At 44.7% G+C, this 17420-nt stretch carries 17 protein-coding genes and 3 pseudogenes; all 20 read left to right on the forward strand.

What is annotated here, in order from left to right; all coding sequences use genetic code 11:
* Window positions 1-164 precede the first annotated feature (164 nt).
* Entirely contained in the window at window positions 165-872 is a 708-nt protein-coding gene (locus CHRO_RS29185; protein WP_015163227.1) for a hypothetical protein, read from the forward strand.
* A 3-nt stretch (window positions 873-875) separates the two neighbouring features.
* The gene (locus tag CHRO_RS29190; RefSeq protein WP_015163228.1) at window positions 876-1538 is read left to right on the forward strand and encodes an ABC transporter ATP-binding protein; all 663 of its coding nucleotides are present in this window, start codon (window positions 876-878) and stop codon (window positions 1536-1538) included.
* Complete coding sequence (locus tag CHRO_RS29195; protein ID WP_015163229.1) at window positions 1531-2217, forward strand: ABC transporter ATP-binding protein; 687 nt, start codon at window positions 1531-1533, stop codon at window positions 2215-2217. The genes CHRO_RS29190 and CHRO_RS29195 overlap by 8 nt, the downstream gene beginning before the upstream one ends.
* A 2-nt stretch (window positions 2218-2219) precedes the next feature.
* Window positions 2220-4880: an ABC transporter permease gene (locus CHRO_RS29200; protein ID WP_015163230.1), complete on the forward strand. Its 2661-nt coding sequence runs from the start codon at window positions 2220-2222 to the stop codon at window positions 4878-4880.
* 202 nt (window positions 4881-5082) lie between these two features.
* Window positions 5083-5514 carry an SCO4402 family protein gene (locus CHRO_RS29205; RefSeq protein WP_181824416.1) on the forward strand — a complete coding sequence of 144 codons (432 nt, stop codon included), beginning with the start codon at window positions 5083-5085 and terminating at the stop codon, window positions 5512-5514.
* Window positions 5451-6188 (forward strand): class I SAM-dependent methyltransferase, encoded by a 738-nt coding sequence (locus CHRO_RS29210; protein ID WP_181824417.1) that lies wholly within the window; start codon window positions 5451-5453, stop codon window positions 6186-6188. The genes CHRO_RS29205 and CHRO_RS29210 overlap by 64 nt, the downstream gene beginning before the upstream one ends.
* A gap of 24 nt (window positions 6189-6212) precedes the next feature.
* Window positions 6213-6509: a transposase gene (locus tag CHRO_RS29215; RefSeq protein WP_015163233.1), complete on the forward strand. Its 297-nt coding sequence runs from the start codon at window positions 6213-6215 to the stop codon at window positions 6507-6509.
* A gap of 2 nt (window positions 6510-6511) precedes the next feature.
* Window positions 6512-7048 carry a transposase gene (locus tag CHRO_RS29220; protein WP_041463693.1) on the forward strand — a complete coding sequence of 179 codons (537 nt, stop codon included), beginning with the start codon at window positions 6512-6514 and terminating at the stop codon, window positions 7046-7048.
* A gap of 11 nt (window positions 7049-7059) precedes the next feature.
* On the forward strand, window positions 7060-8007 hold the full coding sequence (gene rppB, locus CHRO_RS29225) for a two-component system sensor histidine kinase RppB (protein ID WP_051033391.1): 948 nt from the start codon (window positions 7060-7062) through the stop codon (window positions 8005-8007).
* 370 nt (window positions 8008-8377) lie between these two features.
* Window positions 8378-9145 (forward strand): hypothetical protein, encoded by a 768-nt coding sequence (locus CHRO_RS29230; protein WP_015163236.1) that lies wholly within the window; start codon window positions 8378-8380, stop codon window positions 9143-9145.
* Window positions 9146-9326: 181 nt separating this feature from the next.
* A complete protein-coding gene (locus CHRO_RS29235) occupies window positions 9327-9707 on the forward strand; it encodes a TSUP family transporter (protein ID WP_041463621.1) in 381 nt (126 codons plus the stop codon).
* A gap of 334 nt (window positions 9708-10041) precedes the next feature.
* Window positions 10042-11922: pseudogene (locus CHRO_RS35005) on the forward strand (hybrid sensor histidine kinase/response regulator).
* A 139-nt stretch (window positions 11923-12061) separates the two neighbouring features.
* Window positions 12062-12481 (forward strand): hypothetical protein, encoded by a 420-nt coding sequence (locus tag CHRO_RS29250; RefSeq protein WP_015163238.1) that lies wholly within the window; start codon window positions 12062-12064, stop codon window positions 12479-12481.
* A pseudogene (locus CHRO_RS29255) lies at window positions 12478-12909 on the forward strand (divalent metal cation transporter); the annotation flags it as partial. The gene CHRO_RS29250 and the pseudogene CHRO_RS29255, both read left to right, overlap by 4 nt.
* Window positions 12910-12986: 77 nt before the next feature.
* Window positions 12987-14256, forward strand: a pseudogene (locus tag CHRO_RS29260) (IS701 family transposase).
* Window positions 14257-14282: 26 nt separating this feature from the next.
* The gene (locus tag CHRO_RS29265) at window positions 14283-15059 is read left to right on the forward strand and encodes an NRAMP family divalent metal transporter (RefSeq protein WP_281168670.1); all 777 of its coding nucleotides are present in this window, start codon (window positions 14283-14285) and stop codon (window positions 15057-15059) included.
* A 53-nt stretch (window positions 15060-15112) separates the two neighbouring features.
* A complete protein-coding gene (locus CHRO_RS29270) occupies window positions 15113-15469 on the forward strand; it encodes a PRC-barrel domain-containing protein (RefSeq protein WP_015163241.1) in 357 nt (118 codons plus the stop codon).
* On the forward strand, window positions 15469-15819 hold the full coding sequence (locus tag CHRO_RS29275; RefSeq protein ID WP_015163242.1) for a hypothetical protein: 351 nt from the start codon (window positions 15469-15471) through the stop codon (window positions 15817-15819). The genes CHRO_RS29270 and CHRO_RS29275 overlap by 1 nt, the downstream gene beginning before the upstream one ends.
* A gap of 33 nt (window positions 15820-15852) precedes the next feature.
* Window positions 15853-16050, forward strand: coding sequence for a hypothetical protein (locus CHRO_RS29280; RefSeq protein ID WP_342669362.1), 198 nt, complete (start codon window positions 15853-15855; stop codon window positions 16048-16050).
* Between the two features lie 393 nt (window positions 16051-16443).
* Window positions 16444-17046, forward strand: coding sequence for a TMEM165/GDT1 family protein (locus CHRO_RS29285; protein ID WP_015163243.1), 603 nt, complete (start codon window positions 16444-16446; stop codon window positions 17044-17046).
* The last annotated feature ends 374 nt before the right edge of the window (window positions 17047-17420 follow it).

Here is a 17420-nt window from a genome sequence, read left to right on the forward strand (position 1 = left end):
TCCACAAGAGCCTGAGCTTTTGAGTATGAGATGTACCTCTCCTCATACCTGCCCATTCCCTGCTTTTAGCTGGGAATTTTTCTATTTAATCGTCAAGCAAATTCTTTCCAAGTTCTTGACGTTTGCCTTCTAGAGTGAAATTACCGTTTAAATAGAGTCGCATTATGAAAACTCTTACTAAAATTGCTCTGACGGCAGCTTTTGCAGGTACTCCGATCGCTGCGGGGCTAGCACGGACTGTATATGGAAAACAGCAAATTCCGGTAGCAGTTATGCCTCAAACTTCTAGCAGCACCCTAGATCGTAACGCTGCAACTCATAACACGATCGCGGCATCACTAGCACTCAATGCAAGTTCGGGTAGCGCGATCGCGGCGAACGAACCAGCTATAACGCCAGAAAAAAATCCCCCAGGTGACATCCCAGATACGCAAGTTTTTGTCAATTACAAATCCACAGTCGGAGGCTACCAGTTAGAAGTACCGGAAGGTTGGGCGCGTCAGACAAAGGGTAGCAATGTCAGCTTTGTTAACAAACTAGATGGCATGCAGATAGCGATCGCCAATGCAACTACTGCACCTACTGCTAACACCGTTAAAACTCAACAAATATCCAATTTAGAAAAGTCTGGCAGAGCTGTAAAAGTGGCAAACGTCAAGGATGTGACGCTCCCTAACGGACAGGCTGTTCTGATTGAATATACATCCAACTCCGATCCCGATCCGGTTACAGGCAAGCAGGTACGTCTAGAAAATAACAATTATCTGTTTTTTCAACAAGGCAAATTAGCAACACTCAGACTCTATGCTCCGCAAGGTGCAGACAACGTAGATCAATGGCAACGAATCTCCCGTAGCTTCAAGTGGATGTAAACTATGCCAATTCTAGAAGCCTTCGAGCTTTATCGCTTTTACCACGCTAGGGAAGAAGAAACTTTGGCACTACGCGGCGCGAGCATTCAAATTGCCAAGGGCGAAATTGTCGTTGTCATGGGGGCATCTGGCAGTGGTAAGTCTACCCTGCTTGCTTGCCTTGCCGGACTCGACGAACCTGACGGCGGATACGTAGAGTTAGTGGGAAAACGCCTGACTCGTCGCCCAGAGTTTGAAAGGGCGAGGATGCGTGCCGCAAATATTGGGATTCTACTCCAGTCAGGCAATTTGTTTGAATATCTTTCCGTGGAAGACAACATCCGACTCAAGATGCACCTGGCAAGAAAGCTAGACGAGCAGCGAGTGAAAGATTTAATCGCTTGGGTTGGTCTGCAAGAGCGATCCAAAGCCCGTCCGTCGCAATTGTCAGGAGGCGAGGCGGCGCGGGCTGGTTTAGCCGTAGCGTTGGCGACTAACCCTAGCTTGTTACTGGCAGACGAACCAACTGGAGAAGTCGATGCCGAAACCGAACTGAAGCTTCTGAATCTTTTCAAAGCGCGTCGTCAAGAAGGGGGCGCAACCCTGATTGCCACGCATAGTAATTTGTTGGCTGCTCACGCCGATCGGATTATACAGCTACAAGACGGGAGAGTTATTTATGGTTGAAATGCTAGTTGAAGCGCAAAATCTCAGGCGCGTTTATCAACGGGGCGAGAATTCTGTGGTAGCTGTTGACTCTGCTACATTTGCGATAACGTCAGGTGCGCGGATTGCCTTGATGGGACCATCGGGCAGCGGCAAGTCTACGCTACTTTATTTAATGGGCGGTCTCGATACTCCCACATCTGGAAAAATTGCTTGGACGGCTCTTGGCGATCGCAAGTCTTTGCGCCCTCAAAAGATCGCCTTCGTCTTTCAGATGCCCAGTCTTTTAGCTCCTCTAAATGTAGTAGAAAATGTAGCACTGCCGCTGCTACTGGGAAACATAGAGCCTTATGTTGCCAGAAAAGCAGCAATGGAAGTATTGGAGCGCATAGGACTCAGCGCGATCGCTGACAAAATGCCGGAAGAACTTTCTGGCGGACAGGCGCAGCGGGTAGCAGTGGCAAGGGCTTTAGTCTATCGTCCTCGGCTGATTCTGGCAGACGAACCCACAGGTCAACTCGATCGCTCCACTGCCAAGCTGTTACTCGACGTGTTACTGGCAACTCTAGAAGGTACGGACACGGCGCTAGTCGTCGCTACCCACGATCGAGCAGTTGCAGAGCGTCTCGATAGCTTGTGGTACGTCCGGCATGGAAATCTCTTAACGAGCAGTAACAAACAATTAGCACTTGGCAATTAGTAATGATTTTTATACTTTGGCTGAGAGGCTTGCTATCGAGTCGTCCCGCTCGTCTATTAGGGGCAATAGTTGGCGTTGCTCTAACCGTAGCTATATTAGCCTCGATTGGTGCGTTTACTGTTTCCAGTGCGGCTTCGATGACTCAACGGGCGATCGCCTCCGTACCTGTAGACTGGCAAATCCAACTGGCATCCAGTACTGATGCCAAAACCGTCATCGGCGCAGTCGGTCAGTCTACATCCTACACAGCATTGCAGCAGGTGGGCTATGCAGATAGCGAAGGCTTCGTCGCCGACACGCATGGCACTGTCCAAACTACAGGAGCAGGTAAAGTTCTAGGCATCGCCCCGCAATACCGCCAAGATTTTCCGACTCAGTTGCGCCCTTTAATTGGTTCGCTCGATGGAGTACTCGTAGCCCAACAAACGGCAGCTAATTTGCAAGTCACCGTAGGCGATACCGTCAGTATTAAACGAGTCGGCTTACCCGCGATCGCCGTTAAAGTTGATGGTGTCGTCGATTTACCCTATGCCGATTCTCTCTTCCAGGCTGTGGGAGTGCCAGCAGGCGTAGCTCCGCAGGCTCCTCCAGATAATGTCATATTGCTACCCCTGAACCGATGGCATCAGTTTTTTGACCCGCAAGCCGCAGTCAGACCCGATATCCGCACTCAACTTCACGTCCGCATCGCCCATAATCTACCCAGCAATCCCAGTGTTGCTTACATTTACGTGCAGCAACTAGCAAAAAACTTGGAAGCACGGATTACCGGTCGTGGCATTGTCGGTAACAATTTGGCGGCGCGATTGGATGGAGTGCGTGCTGATGCCCTTTATTCGCAAGTCCTGTTTTTGTTCTTAGGGCTGCCAGGAGCGATCTTGGCAGTGCTACTCACTATTGCTGTTGCCGCTACTGGTAAAGATCGTCGCCGTCAAGAGCAGGCACTACTACGCGCTCGTGGAGCAAGCACGTCACAAATTCTCCAGCTTGCAAGTATAGAGGCTCTCACTGTGGGGATTGGTGGCATAATTCTGGGGATCGGACTCACCTATGCAGCCGCTAGCACGATTGCCCCAGTTGGAATGCTAGCTGGGCAAGCGACATTTTTCTGGATTGCTGGTGCAGCCTTGCTCGGATTGATGCTGGCGCTGTTGGCAGTGCTTCTTCCCGCTTGGCAACAAGCTCGCAGTTCTACAGTCACGGCGGCACGAGCAGCGATCGGTAGCAGGCGAAAACCTTTATGGCAGCAAGTCTATTTAGACTTCTTCTTTTTAACCGCTGCGGCGATTTTATTTTGGCAAACGGCTAGTACGGGTTATCAAGTAGTATTAGCACCTGAAGGAGTACCGCAAACATCGGTTTCATACGAGACATTTATTGCGCCTCTCTGTCTGTGGCTGGGTGCAGGACTATTGACCATGCGTTTCTGGAACGCGATACTCGATCGGGGTCGATATCCGATCGCTCGGATATTACATCCAGTCTTGGGTTCTCTTTCTGGTGTCGTTGCAGCTGCTTTAAGTCGCCAACGGAGTTTAATGACTCGCGGGATAGTATTGGTAGCACTTGCCTTTTCTTTTGCCATCTCTACAGCAGTTTTCAACACGACTTATAACGCTCAATCGCGAGTGGATGCCGAACTTACCAACGGTTCCGATGTTACGGTCATGCAACCTCCTGGTTCTGGTGGGATTCCAACCTCTATACAAAGTCAACTGTCAGCCATACCTGGTGTTGTTAGCACTCAACCCATGCTGCATCGGTTTGCCTACGTTGGTACGGACTTACAAGACCTTTACGGGATCGACCCTTTGCATTTGACTGAAGCAACTAAGTTGGTAGATGCATACTTTGCTGGCGGAAATGCCCAAACGACGCTAGCATCGCTGGCAACTCGTCCTGATGGTGTATTAGTTTCTGAGGAAACCGTTAAAGACTATCAGTTGAAAAAGGGCGATCGCCTGAATCTCCGGCTGCAAAATGCTAAAGATAAGCAGTATCGCGTCGTACCATTTCATTTCATTGGCATTATCAAAGAATTTCCCACAGCACCGAAAGATTCTTTCCTGGTCGCTAACGCCAGTTACGTCGCTCGGCAAACGAACAATGATGCAGCAGAGATCGTGTTAATGCGTACTAAAGGCAGTGCTGTCCAAATTGCCGAGCGAGCGCGTCAGGTAGTCACTTCCTTGACTGGAGCCAAAGTGACTGACATTGGTTCGGCGCAACATACTATCAGTTCCAGTCTCACTGCTGTGGATTTACGCGGTTTGACCCGCTTAGAACTAATTTTTGCAGTGCTGTTGCTAACTGGGGCAACAGGTCTGGTAATGGCACTTGGTATGGCTGAGCGAAGACGCAACTTTGCGATCTTGGCTGCATTAGGAGCTAAGGATAACCAACTAGGGGGGTTTCTCTACAGTGAAGGGCTACTAATTCTAGTTGGTGGTGGTGTCATCGGCACTGTGCTGGGCTTTGGCGTAGCGCAAATGTTAGTTAAAGTGCTAACCGGAGTCTTCGATCCACCGCCAGAACTGCTCTCAGTACCTTGGGTTTACTTGGTGTTGTTGGCTGGAGCGGCGATCGCTTCTACCGCAGTTGCCATAATCGGCGCACAAGATGCATCTAGTCGGGTAGGAGTAGAGATTCTGCGTGACATCTAAATCGTTACGAAAAACTTACGGCTCCCGCTTGAAGGGGCAGAGCTTTTGTTCGAGGATACCTTGGACGTGCAATTTAACACATACAAGAAATTGCCTGCTTGTCAGTCTCGTCGAGCGGAATTTTTCCAGCACGAAGAAATCTTTCCGAGTCCTTAACACTTGCTGTCTAGAGTACGAAGTAACCCAAAAACAGATAAGAAATATGAATTCCATGTCCGAAGATCGAGTTTTGCTGAGATCGCCAGAGCTAAGAGAACAGCTACTTGGGCATCTGATTGTTTTGGCTGATGCAGAATATCAACGTCAAATGCTGTTGGAACGGGAGTTGTCATCTGAGATTGACGATGACTGTTGGGATGACTTTGCCGTTCACTTAATTTATTTTGAGTTAGCATTTGACTTTGTTTACGATGACACGAATTTGATTAAAAATCCTGAAGGTGCGATTGGTGTTTTTCTCAAAGACGATCGCGAAGTGCAGTTAGTTATGGCTGTCATCGATGCAATCGAGCGAGTGTTTACGGCAGTGGGAATAGAGGCTGCCGATCGCGAATACATTAGTTGTTCGGAGTGGCAAGGCGTACTAAAAACAGCAGCCGACGCTTTGAAAGTGATGAATGGCGATCGCGCATGAATGCATCCTTTCCAATTCAGAACATTTCCGATACTGCCTATGGAGTAGCGATCTACCGCGCCATAGAATCCGAACGCTCAGACGCTCTTTTTTGCGATCGCTTTGCTCGCACCTTAGCTGGGAAGCGGGGAGAACAGATCGTGCAGCTCGGTGGCGGTGAATCGGCTGGATGGTTGCTAGTTGTACGTACCTGCATTATCGATCGGTTAGTATTACAAAGCATAGAGCGAGAAGGAATTGATACCGTACTAAATTTAGGTGCGGGACTCGATACGCGACCGTACCGACTCTCACTTCCTGCATCTCTTCGCTGGATTGAAGTGGACTTACCAGCCATTCTGGAATACAAACAACAAAAACTGAGTGGTGAGTCTCCAAACTGTTTTCTTGAATTGGTGAAGTTAGATCTTACCGATCTCGCTGCTAGTCATGCTTTTTTTACTAAAGTGAATGCTACAGCAAAAAAGGTACTAGTAATTACTGAAGGACTCGTAGTTTATCTAACTCCCGCACAGGTTGCAATACTGGCGATCGCTTTACACCGACAGAATAAATTTCATGGGTGGATTTTAGACGTAATATCGCCCCTGGAGTTGAAATTGGCTCGAAAAAAGTATGTTCGAGAACTCACCGCTGCTAATTCTATAGAACCCATTTGGGATCTCATAGAATAGGATTTTGACGCAATCAGGATCGCAATGCCATATTCCAGCAGTCTGAGCGACCGAGAATGGGACATGATTGAACCCTTGCTGCCCCAGAAGAAGAAAACCAGACCCCCCAAGTGGACAAAGCGGCAGATTCTGGATGGTGTTTTGTATCAACTCAAAAATGGGTGCAATTGGGAAGACTTACCTAAAGATTTGCCACCCTATTCAACAGTATTTTGGCACTATAAACAGTGGCGAGCAGAAGGGGTAATCGAGCAGCTCAGGGATGTGTTGCATGGACGAGTCCGCCAACAGATAAAAAAAAAGCCAAATGGACAACCTTAATTATCATTGACTCACAAGCGGTGAAAAACACTTGTAATGCCAGTCTAGAGTCGAAGGGGTTTTGTTTTTACAAAGCCACGAACGGAATTAAAAGGCATTTAGCAGTGGATACCTTGGGGTTTCCTTTTTTTAGTCACTGCACTGCTGCTAACGTATCTGACGATAGGGGATTAATTGAAATGTTGTCTGTTCACATCGATTACTTCAAATCTAAACCTGTTAACATTCCCAAGATAACTATCCTTCTCGACAATGGATATCATCCCAAACAAATAGAAGAGGAGTTGAAGAAGATTTATCCGGCTATTATGACCAAGATTAAGTTCGAGCTGTCAGCTAAACCATCAAAAGCGCAGAAGAACGAAGGAAAAACAGGCTTTGTCCCAGTTAAAGGTAGATGGGTAATAGAAAGAACCAACTCTTGGATGGAAAGGTGTAAAAGTTTGGTCAAAAATTTTGAAAGAACTCTCGCTCATGCCACTACCAAGGTTAATCTTTGTTTTGTCCGACTGATGCTGAAAAGACTAGCGACTGCTTAGATAGATCCCAAATGGATTCTATACAGATCGAAAATTGGCAAACGCTAATCAATTCTTTTGGGACTCGCTATCGACAAATCGAACAGCCACTATATCTTAAAAAGAATCTTTGGGGATACTTGCAAGTTGGGCGATCGCTGAGTGACTTAGATCGGCATCTAACTGTTTTAAGGTTAATTCTGTTGATAGGATGGCTGGCTACAGTGCTTTTAGTTGTTTGGTCGAGTTGGTGGCTGGCTGGTTTAGCAATGCAACCTGTATATCGGTCTTATCAACAAATGCAACAGTTCACCGCCGATGCTGCCCATGAGTTTCGCACACCTTTAGCGGCAATACAGTCTACTGTTGAAGCGATACTAACACTGCACGGACAACTCGAAGGGTCAGAAATTGGATATAAGCTAGCAGTACTCAAACGCCAGAGTAAACGGCTTTCCCAATTGGTAGGAGATTTGTTGCTACTGGCGCGGATAGATGGACGACTGGCAGGACAATTTTCGTCGTGCTGTCTGAACGATTTGCTGAGCGACATAATTGAGGAACTGGCATTTGTTGCAGTTGAAGCGCATGTGACGCTGGTAATGCAACCGCAACCGCAGGAACCCTTGCATGTTAAGGGCAATGAAGAACAGCTTTATCGCATGATTTCTAATCTGATTGTCAATGCCATCCAAGCTACTCCCAGTAGAGGCAAAGTGGCGCTGTTGCTAACTTATAACGAACGTGAAGCCTTAATTCAAATCCAAGATACAGGGGTTGGGATTGCTCCAGAGGAACAAATACAGATTTTTAACCGTTTTTATCGAGTCCAACAAGATCGTTCTCGACGTACAGGAGGATCTGGACTGGGATTGCCGATTGCAGATGCGATCGCTTCTGTACACCGAGGTAGTATCTCCGTTCAAAGTCAACTCGGACAAAGCAGTACGTTTACAGTACGACTTCCCTTAGAAAATTAAAACAATCTTGGATCGATGCCACGCACTTTCGCGCGGCTAAACATGGATATACGCCTAAAGAAATAGCAGAATTTCATTTTGATTTCACTTTGCTCTGTCATAGTATTTATGTTTCTTATTTGAGCGTTTGATATCGATTTCTATTAAGTAAAAAACAAGTCAAGTAAAAAAATAGCAATCTTTCCAAGTTTTTAACTTTTTATATCTACGATAAATTGCGTCAGCCAGGAAATATTACGCCTTTGTAAAATTTTCGACACGCTTTTGTCATATCTATCTGATACACTTTTGACTGAAAACTCCTGAAACTCTTTGTTGCCCACACATACAGAGTGAAATCAAAAATCTGCATAATAAGGAGATTCTCACAATGAAACTAACAACAAAGTTAATTTTAACGACAAGTTTAGTTGCAGCTTTGATTCTGAGTGTATCAGTGCCGATATCCTATGCAGCCCCATCTCCAACAAGCGATGAGACAATCGAAGTTGGCGATCGCAATGAAGGGAATAGCAATACTACAAAAGCGTTAGGTTCAACAGGCGATCGGATTAAAGAAGCTAGCGACTATCGAGGAGCTACGCTAAATCAAATTAACGATTACGCTAGATCGATTTACAACATAGTAAAGCTGCAAAAATGGCAAGAGGCTGAGCTATATCTTGCTCTGCTGCAAAACTCATTCCAGCAACTAAAAAATGAAATGAAGACATCTAATGCAGAATTAGCGCAGCTCTACTCAAACGTTACTGCACTCAGAAGTAGTGTTGCTGCTAAAAGCCATCAAGCAATGTGTGATGCCAATCAGATGACACTCATTACCGCTAAATTGGCAAAGCATTTCGATCCTCAAATACCTATTGAGATTGCGATGCTTGACTACTACGGTCGCGAGTTGGAAATTTGGACGGCAACTGAGAATACAACTAAGTTAAGAGCAGTAAGTGGAAAGATTCGACAAACTTGGGAGGCTTTGCGCCCTTCCATCCATTCTCACGGTGGTTCTACTCAACTCGAAAACTTTGAAGATACTCTAATTGCTTTAGTAGAGAAAGCCAGCTCTCCAACTGAATACAGCTTACTTGCTACTCCTATGTTAGGAGAAGTGAAAAATTTGCGTAAGTTTTTTCAGGTTTAAACCTCTTTGAAGTCAGCAGATTAGAAAGTAAAACTGACAAATTTGCAATCCGAATAGATTAGCAATCTAGGACGGTAATCCTACCGTCCTAGACGTGAGAAAGATATCAAAATTAGACTGTTTTAAGAATCTTCATTCGTTCGTTACTATAAACTACAAAAATTCAAAGATAGAAAAGATGATGAACAACATTATCCTAGCTTTAATTCTCGGCTTAACTGCTGGAATCATTAGCGGTATGACTGGAATTGGAGGTGGCATCATTATTCTACCTGCCCTAGTTTTTTTGTTTGGATTCTCTCAAGATCTGGCTCAAGGCACTACTTTAGCCGTGCTAGTTCCTCCAATAGATTTCCTTGCTGCTTGGGTGTACTACAAACATGGATATACAGACATAAAAATAGCAGCTTTGATTTGTTTGGGATTCTTTTTTGGTGGATTTCTAGGAGCTAAAATTGGTACAACTTTGCCTAGTGGTGTTTTGGCAAAGCTTTTTGCAGTGATACTACTGCTGAGCGCAATTAAGGTATTTTTTAATAACTCAGCAGAGATTTCGCCCTAACGTGCAAGCTACGATAGATGCGGTTACTTACTGCTAGTAAGAAACTTTATCCTAAGTTTCCGATGAGGGTAGGATAAAAAGCCTCTCCTTCTTTAGAGAATACCTTGATAGATTGCTTTAGGATCGGGAATAGATAAATATGAGCTACTTGAGAAATTTCTTATCAAGGCTGCACTTTAGCTACTTAAGCAACTTTTGCTTGACTCGCTATATTGTTGCAGCTTTATCTGTTGTAGTTGCTCTACTAATAACTCTGTTACTACAGCCTCTGCTCAGTTCGACCGTCTTTTCCTTATTTTTTGCTGCTGTAACTTTTAGTGCCTGATACGGTGGACTGGAAGCTGGACTATTAGCAACTGTTCTATCTGTTGTAGGTATTAACTATTTTTTAAATTCTCTAGCTCATACCTTTCAGTTGTGGCATGGAGCAAATCTTCTGCATCTAGTTTTATTCACTGTAGTTGCTTCACTAGTGAGTTCGCTCAATGCAGAAGTTCGGTCTGCTAGACAGCGAGCCGAAAGCAATTTAGCTAAACTTAAATTAAGTGAAGAACGCTATCGCCGAATTGTCGATACAGCTTATGAAGGTATTTGGTTATTGAACGTAGATATGCAAACTGAATACGTCAACCAAAGACTAGCTGAAATGTTGGGTTATGGTGTTGAAAAAATGCGCGATCGCTCCTTTTATGATTTTATCGATCCAGCAAATCAAACTGACATTGAAATTATAGCTAAGCGATGGGAACAAGGTTTTAAAGAGCAGTTTGACTACTGTTTTCGCTGTAGAGATGGCTACCAGATGTGGGCAATTGTCTCCTCTACACCAATTTTGACTTCATTGGGCAAGTTCAACGGCGTACTAGTCATGTTAACTGACATTACAAATCGCCAGCAGGTAGAAACAGAAAGAATTCAACTACTGGAGCCAGAGCAGGTAGCACGGGCAGAAGCTGAAGCAGCAAATCGGATCAAAGATGAATTTCTGGCGGTGCTTTCCCATGAATTGCGATCGCCTCTCAGTCCAATTCTCGGATGGACGCAAATACTACAACGCCAAAACCTAGATCGAGCCACTACTCATCGTGCCTTGGCGATCGTTGAGTATAATGCTAAATTACAAACTCAACTCATTGAAGATTTATTCGATGTCTCTCGAATTTTACGAGGTAAACTTAGTCTAGAAATTCATCCAGTCGATCTCGTTTCTATTATTGAAGCAGCAATAGAAGCCGTGCGTTTATCAGCAGAGATAAAAGCGATCGAGCTAAAATTTTCTATTGTAAATTCTGAATGTGAAAATAAAACACGCCAAAATATAGAATTTTCCACTTACCATCAATTTAATTATCCAAAAATATCCAATCGAGAAATTTTGATTGCGGGCGATCCTAAACGCTTACAGCAAATTATGTGGAATTTGCTATCTAATGCTGTCAAATTTACACCTAAAGGAGGGCAAGTTGAGGTGCAATTGTCAGCGATCGGCAGTTAATGGTCAATAGTCGATCGTGGAGAACAACTAACAAATAACAGCTACGCTCAAATTCGAGTTGTTGACACAGGCAAAGGCATCCATCCTGATTTTCTTCCCCGTGTATTTGAGTCGTTTCAACAGGCAGATAACACTACCACTAGAAAATTTGGTGGGTTGGGCTTAGGGCTAGCAATCGTCCGCCACTTGGTAGAACTACATGGCGGGACTGTTGAAGCAGAAAGCCCTGGAGTTGGGCAGGGGGCAACTTTTACCGTCAAAATTCCTCTTTTGGAAATAGCAGAGAAAGCAGAGGACGCAGAGGAAACTGAAGGTGAAATTAGCAACGATGAGTTACTGGGAGGCGTAAAAGTATTGGTTGTGGACGATAATCCAAATATGCTAGAGCTGATGACTTTCGTCCTCAAAAGGTATGGGGCAATCGTCACAACAGTAACTTCTGCAAAACAAGCACTACGAGCATTAGTAGATTCAGAGCCAGATATAATACTGAGCGATATTGGAATGCCAGACGTAGATGGCTGTATGTTAATGCGTCAGATTAGAACTAGCAAGGTAGAGCGAATCAGACAAATTCCCGCGATCGCCTTGACTGCTTACGCTAGCGATCGCGATCGCCAACAAGCACGAGCGGCAGGTTTTCAAACACATTTAGCAAAACCAGTAGAACTTGCTAGTTTAATTGCGGCGATCGCTAATCTCACCGAGCGTAAAATCTAGAAACTAATTTTATCTTCAGCTGCTCCACATCGTTCTTACCTGCTGACGCAGTTAAAATCTTCCGCAAGATACTTAAACCCTATTTTGAGATTGGAGAAGATCGTGCTAACTCCTTATAGCTAGGAGTTTGTCAAATTCTATGCAGTTACTTCGATTGCCTTATTTTGTCTTGCTAGTAGCAATTCTTACTGCTTGTAACAGCCAGTCCTCTAGCAGTGCTGCTAAAAAAGAACTTCAAACAATCGGCTCGTGGACGGCGACAGCACACCTACTCGCCGATGAGTGGTTGCAAGGTGCAGTGCCAAACGTTTACGCTCGGCAGACACTTCAGAAAGTAGAGAAAAACCTTCAGCAAGAAGTAGATACCTTGACCAAAGCAGATCTACGCAAATACTCTCATCTACCAACCAAGCTACAGCAGCTTCAGCAAAGCGTGCATCTACTATCGGCAGCGATCGCGCAAGGAAACCGAGCTACAGTTACTCAACAAATACAACAACTCGCCACACGCGAACAAGAACTTCACCGCCTCGCAAACAGCTTGGAGACACAACCATGAGCAAGCTGTTAGAAATTGCTTTAGGTATTGTCACCAGTATCGGCGGCTTTTTAGATGTGGGGGCGATCGCCACGTCAGCTGAAGCTGGATCGAGTTTCGGCTTTGGGTTAATCTGGGCAATTGTACTCGGAACGATCTGCGTCATCTTTTTGGTAGAAATGTCCGGTCGGTTAGCAGCTGCTAGCAAACACACGCTTGCAGATGCCGTGCGAGAACGGTTTGGATTCAACTTTTACGTCCTACCCTTACTAGCAGAGATCGTCGTGGACTTCCTAGTCTTGGGAGCCGAGATTGGCGGAGTCTGCATTGCCTTGCAACTAGTTACAGGTATAGCTTTTCGTTGGTGGGCGCTTCCCGTTGCCTTTGCAATCTGGCTGATGCTTTGGAAAGGCAACTTTGGCTTAATTGAGAATGGTATTTCCCTGTTAGCGAGGCTTAAACAAAAACTCAGGTATAAATGAGCTAAGATATAGACATAGAGTAAGTTTTACATCAAAAGAGCCTGATGAAAGAAACAACTCCCGCAGCTATGCCCCCTTGCTTTGAGAGATGGTGTTGTCGCTTCGATGATGTTTTTACGCGCTCTGCCCAAAGGAGAGAGTTTAGGAACTATTTAGCTGGATTATTAGGAGAAAGCGAACGAAAAAACATATTTCAGATGTCTTCTCACGCGGTAGGGGTAACTTACCACAAATTACATCATTTTTTAACTGAGGCTCCTTGGTCAGCAGAGGAGATAAATGAGCGTCGTTTACAAGTCATGGCGAGCTGTCGTCAGACAAAAATTGCTTCTGGGTTTACTTTAATCGTGGATGACTCAGGACATAGGAAAAGTGGCACATTAACTTCGGGAGTGGGAAGACAATATATTGGAGAGATTGGCAAAACTGATAATGGCATAGTCATTGTCACAACTCATCTTTATGATGGAGTGAAAAGTTTACCCTTAGATGTAGAGCTTTATCAGCACGCAACTTCGCGCTTTACAAGGCAAACACGATCCAGAATTTGTGAAAAAGCCAGACTTAGCTTTAAACTGAATCGAGAAATGTTTAAAAAGAGGTCATCGACCCAGAATTGTCTTGATTGATTCTAGCTATGGAAATAATCGTCACTTTGTTCAACAACTAGAAGCAAAGAAATTAAAGTACATTGTGGGAGTGGCAAAGAATCGGCGGATGTTCCTAGCATCAGACAGTGGAGCAGCAAGAGTAAAAGCTAGGCTAGATGAGGTTGCCAAGTCCAAAAAGCCAGAGGATTTTACTGAAATTACTCTCCCACTAGAAAAGCCACGAACGGTTTGGGTAGCTACATTTTCAGCAGAGACCATTGGGTTAGAAGGAGAGCGAGTTTTTGCCATTGCGATGAATACTCCAACTCTCACAGAGAAGACTGAAGTTGATTATTTCATGACGAATGTTAGTAACTCTCTAGCAACCGCTCAATGGTTTGTACAAACTTATTCTCAAAGAAACTGGGTGGAAGTTTTTTATCGAGAAGCCAAAGGCTGGTTAGGTTTGAGTGAATATCAAGTCAGAGATAAAATCAGCCTTTATCGCCACTGGATTTTAGTTTTCACTGCTTACACCTTTATCCTTTGGCATCAATTAACAGGCGGATTTAGACGACGATGGGCTAACAAAGATTTAACAACTTTTGTTGATGCATTGTCTGCTTTTCGTACAGCTATATCTTTTCGTTTTGTGGAATGGTTGAACCACAATAGGGACGTGTTTACTGCTTATAAAGCCAGTCTGGGCTTTATTTGGGCTTAGAATTCGTCTAAGTCCCGTTAGGACTCATCACCCTCGTATTTGTGGTAGCGAGTTTCAAATTGCATCCCCCCTTACCTGCATTGGCATCGGGACTGCTGCCAACTCTGCCGCGTCAAGATTCAGTTCGCTACTGCTTCATTGCCGTGAGTATCTTAGGAGCATTAATCAGTCCTTACCTGTTTTACTTCTACTCCTCTGGGGCAGTCGAGGATAAATGGGATGAGGGACACTTGGGGATTAATCGGGCGGTTGCCAGTCTAGGTATGGGTTTTGGTAGTATTGTATCGCTGGGAGTCCTGATCGTAGCAGCAATGGTGTTGCATCCTAGAGGTATTCAAGTCGATAGCTACGAACAAGCAGCCCTGATGTTGACTCAACCTTTTGGCTACTGGGGTTTCATCTTATTTGCAGCGTCTCTCGGCATTGCCTGCTTTGGTGCTGCACTGGAAGTTACTCTCGACACCGCTTACATCGTGGCTCAAGCTTTGGGGTGGAACTGGGGCGAAAGTCTACGCCCAAAAGATGCGGCTCGATTCAGTTTCGTCTATACGGTGTTTGTCTTTCTTGCCTCGCTACTGATGGTAGCAGGTATCGATCCGCTGCAACTGACTCTCTTTTCAATGGCATTAACAGCAGTTATCCTACCGATCGCGATTTTGCCGTTTTTAGTATTGATGAATGACGATCGCTACGTCGGACGACACCGTAATGGTTGGATTAGCAATACTGTTGTGATTTTCACGATTGGACTAGCATTTGTCTTGGCGATTGTGGCAATTCCTTTAGAAATCTTAGGAGGCTGAAATTGATTTGAGATTTGAGATTTTGGATTTTAGACGATCGCAAGTGAGAAAAAATGGACTTGATTCGAGACGTATTAGATAATCAATTGGTCGATCGCAATGGGCGTAAAATGGGCAAAGTAGACGGTATCGTAGTAGAGCTAAGGGAAGGAGAGTCGCCACGATTAGCTTACATCGAGACTGGTTTGCCAACACTCGCCCGCAGACTGCATCCGCGAATCGCACGTTGGGTAATTGCCTTAGAGCGTAGGTGGGGCGCTAAGCGAGGAGAATCTTATCGAATTCCTTGGTCAAAAGTGCGCGATGTTGGCATTGATGTGGACGTAGATTTAGACGCAGAAGCAACACCAGCTTTGGCTTACGAGCAGTGGTTGCGTCAGGCGATCGCCCGCATTCCAGGGGGACGGTAATGGATCGTGAAATTCATTTGGAATTATTAATTGGCAAGCAGGTAGTAGACATTGACGGCAGACCTGTGGGACGGATTGAGGAAATCCGCGCCCAACCTCAAGGAGATGAGTGGGTAATTCAGGAATACCTACTTGGTTTCGGGGCAATTTTGGAACGACTTTCTGCTTGGACGATTGGGCTAGCTATTCTGCATCGACTAGGCGCACGCAAGATTCGCGGCGGCTTCAAAGTACCTTGGGACAAGCTGGATTTGGCAGATCCAGATCGTCCTCGCTTGACCTGTACGCTCGATCGCTTGCAAGCACTATTGGAGCAATCGGCAGACGAAGATCGCTCTCAGAACAAATAGATTTTGCCAGAAAAGTATGCCACGAGAGTCATTATGGTTGTAACTATCATCATGATGATTCTGCTGGATGTAGTACATCCTCCTGCTGTTTCCACATTCCTAGGCTTTTCCTTGCGTTCTGGTAATGAAAGTAATCTCATCTTGTTTGCATTGGCGGTGGGGATTACTGCAACGTTAATTGGATTAGAACGCTTTGCTCTATGGATACTAGCACGTTATGAGAATCGCTAATTGGTGGTGCAAACCAAAACTATTTGAAATAAGATAGGAGCTGAAAAATATGAAACAAAAATGAAAATCATTTACTCCTAACGATACAAATCTCTCACCATCAAATCTACTTCAATTATTATTGGAAAATGTGTATAATGATTATAAAGTTGAAGGGGAGTAGCAGCTAACTAAATTTAGTTAGTACGCTTGAATCAACACACTGGCATTCAGCCTGGTTCAAGTGGCAAGACATAACTTATAGCCCACATAGCGAGTTGCTTATAGATTGTGGCTGTCAGTATCTTGCAAGCGAGACCTTCACTAAGTTCGTTTCATGGCGAGCTTGGTGATGTGTCTTATCGCTTCTCAAGCTCGCTCAAATAACAAGAAAAATTTGAGGAGTTTGAGGAATTGTTACAAGCTTTTACTGCGGGTTTGCTACTAATTACAGTATCAGAATTAGGCGATAAAACCTTTTTCATTGCTTTCATTCTTGCCATTAAATATTCTCGGAAACTAGTATTTAGTGGAGTCATGGCTGCTTTGGTAGCAATGACTGTTATTTCTGTTTTGGTGGGGCAAGTCGTATCGCTATTACCACGCAGTTATATTCATTACGCTGCAATTATTTTGTTTATTGGCTTTGGACTAAAGTTATTGCATGAAGCAAGCCAAATGCCAAATAAATCCGATCGCAATGAGGCGCAAGCAACAGCAGCTTTACTCGATCGCTCCCAAAACCGCACTTCCATCGGAGTTTTGATAGAAGCGTTTGTTTTGACTTTCTTAGCAGAATGGGGCGATCGCACGCAAATTGCTACTATTACTTTGGCAGCGTCGAATAACTCATTAGGAGTAACAGCAGGAGCAATTTTAGGACATGGAATTTGCACGGCGATCGCTGTAGTAGGTGGGCGACTGATTGCAGGCAGAATTTCAGAACGCACCGTTACGGCAATCGGAGGATGTCTTTTCCTAATTTTTGCAGCAGTATCCTTATTTGAAAATATTTGAGCTTTCATCCTAAATTTTTTCTCAGCCAAAGTGCAATTGGGCTAGTTAATATGCGAGCTACTCGTTCCGCCTTCATAGGAGATGCTCCCCAGCAAACCAGCAGCTTTACGTAAGCCTGTTCTTCATCTGAAGGGCTTTTCTGGCTTAACAGGCTTACGTACTCCTCATCGGACATATTTAAATTGACAATTTTGCTCATATGAATTCACGTCTTTGCTCTTTAATAAAAGGCTTGATAGTAGCTGAGCTATATTTACCCGCCACACAATTATGAGAATAATATGAAAATTATAGCTCTCAATCTCAGAGCTTGCCTCTAACCCCAGGAGATGACTGAGCAAAACTTTTTGCTAACCCCAGTCTGTGTAAGTCTT

It is taken from the genome of Chroococcidiopsis thermalis PCC 7203, assembly GCF_000317125.1.
Lineage (GTDB): Bacteria > Cyanobacteriota > Cyanobacteriia > Cyanobacteriales > Chroococcidiopsidaceae > Chroococcidiopsis > Chroococcidiopsis thermalis.

Excerpts from the sequence above, each read along its gene's own strand:
- CHRO_RS29185 (WP_015163227.1), top strand. The coding sequence starts at position 165 with ATGAAAACTCTTACTAAAATTGCTCTGACGGCAGCTTTTGCAGGTACT.
- CHRO_RS29190 (WP_015163228.1), top strand. The coding sequence starts at position 876 with ATGCCAATTCTAGAAGCCTTCGAGCTTTATCGCTTTTACCACGCTAGG.
- CHRO_RS29195 (WP_015163229.1), top strand. The coding sequence starts at position 1,531 with ATGGTTGAAATGCTAGTTGAAGCGCAAAATCTCAGGCGCGTTTATCAA.
- CHRO_RS29200 (WP_015163230.1), top strand. The coding sequence starts at position 2,220 with ATGATTTTTATACTTTGGCTGAGAGGCTTGCTATCGAGTCGTCCCGCT.
- CHRO_RS29205 (WP_181824416.1), top strand. The coding sequence starts at position 5,083 with ATGAATTCCATGTCCGAAGATCGAGTTTTGCTGAGATCGCCAGAGCTA.
- CHRO_RS29215 (WP_015163233.1), top strand. The coding sequence starts at position 6,213 with ATGCCATATTCCAGCAGTCTGAGCGACCGAGAATGGGACATGATTGAA.
- rppB (WP_051033391.1), top strand. The coding sequence starts at position 7,060 with ATGGATTCTATACAGATCGAAAATTGGCAAACGCTAATCAATTCTTTT.
- CHRO_RS29230 (WP_015163236.1), top strand. The coding sequence starts at position 8,378 with ATGAAACTAACAACAAAGTTAATTTTAACGACAAGTTTAGTTGCAGCT.
- CHRO_RS29235 (WP_041463621.1), top strand. The coding sequence starts at position 9,327 with ATGAACAACATTATCCTAGCTTTAATTCTCGGCTTAACTGCTGGAATC.
- CHRO_RS29250 (WP_015163238.1), top strand. The coding sequence starts at position 12,062 with ATGCAGTTACTTCGATTGCCTTATTTTGTCTTGCTAGTAGCAATTCTT.
- CHRO_RS29270 (WP_015163241.1), top strand. The coding sequence starts at position 15,113 with ATGGACTTGATTCGAGACGTATTAGATAATCAATTGGTCGATCGCAAT.
- CHRO_RS29275 (WP_015163242.1), top strand. The coding sequence starts at position 15,469 with ATGGATCGTGAAATTCATTTGGAATTATTAATTGGCAAGCAGGTAGTA.
- CHRO_RS29280 (WP_342669362.1), top strand. The coding sequence starts at position 15,853 with ATGGTTGTAACTATCATCATGATGATTCTGCTGGATGTAGTACATCCT.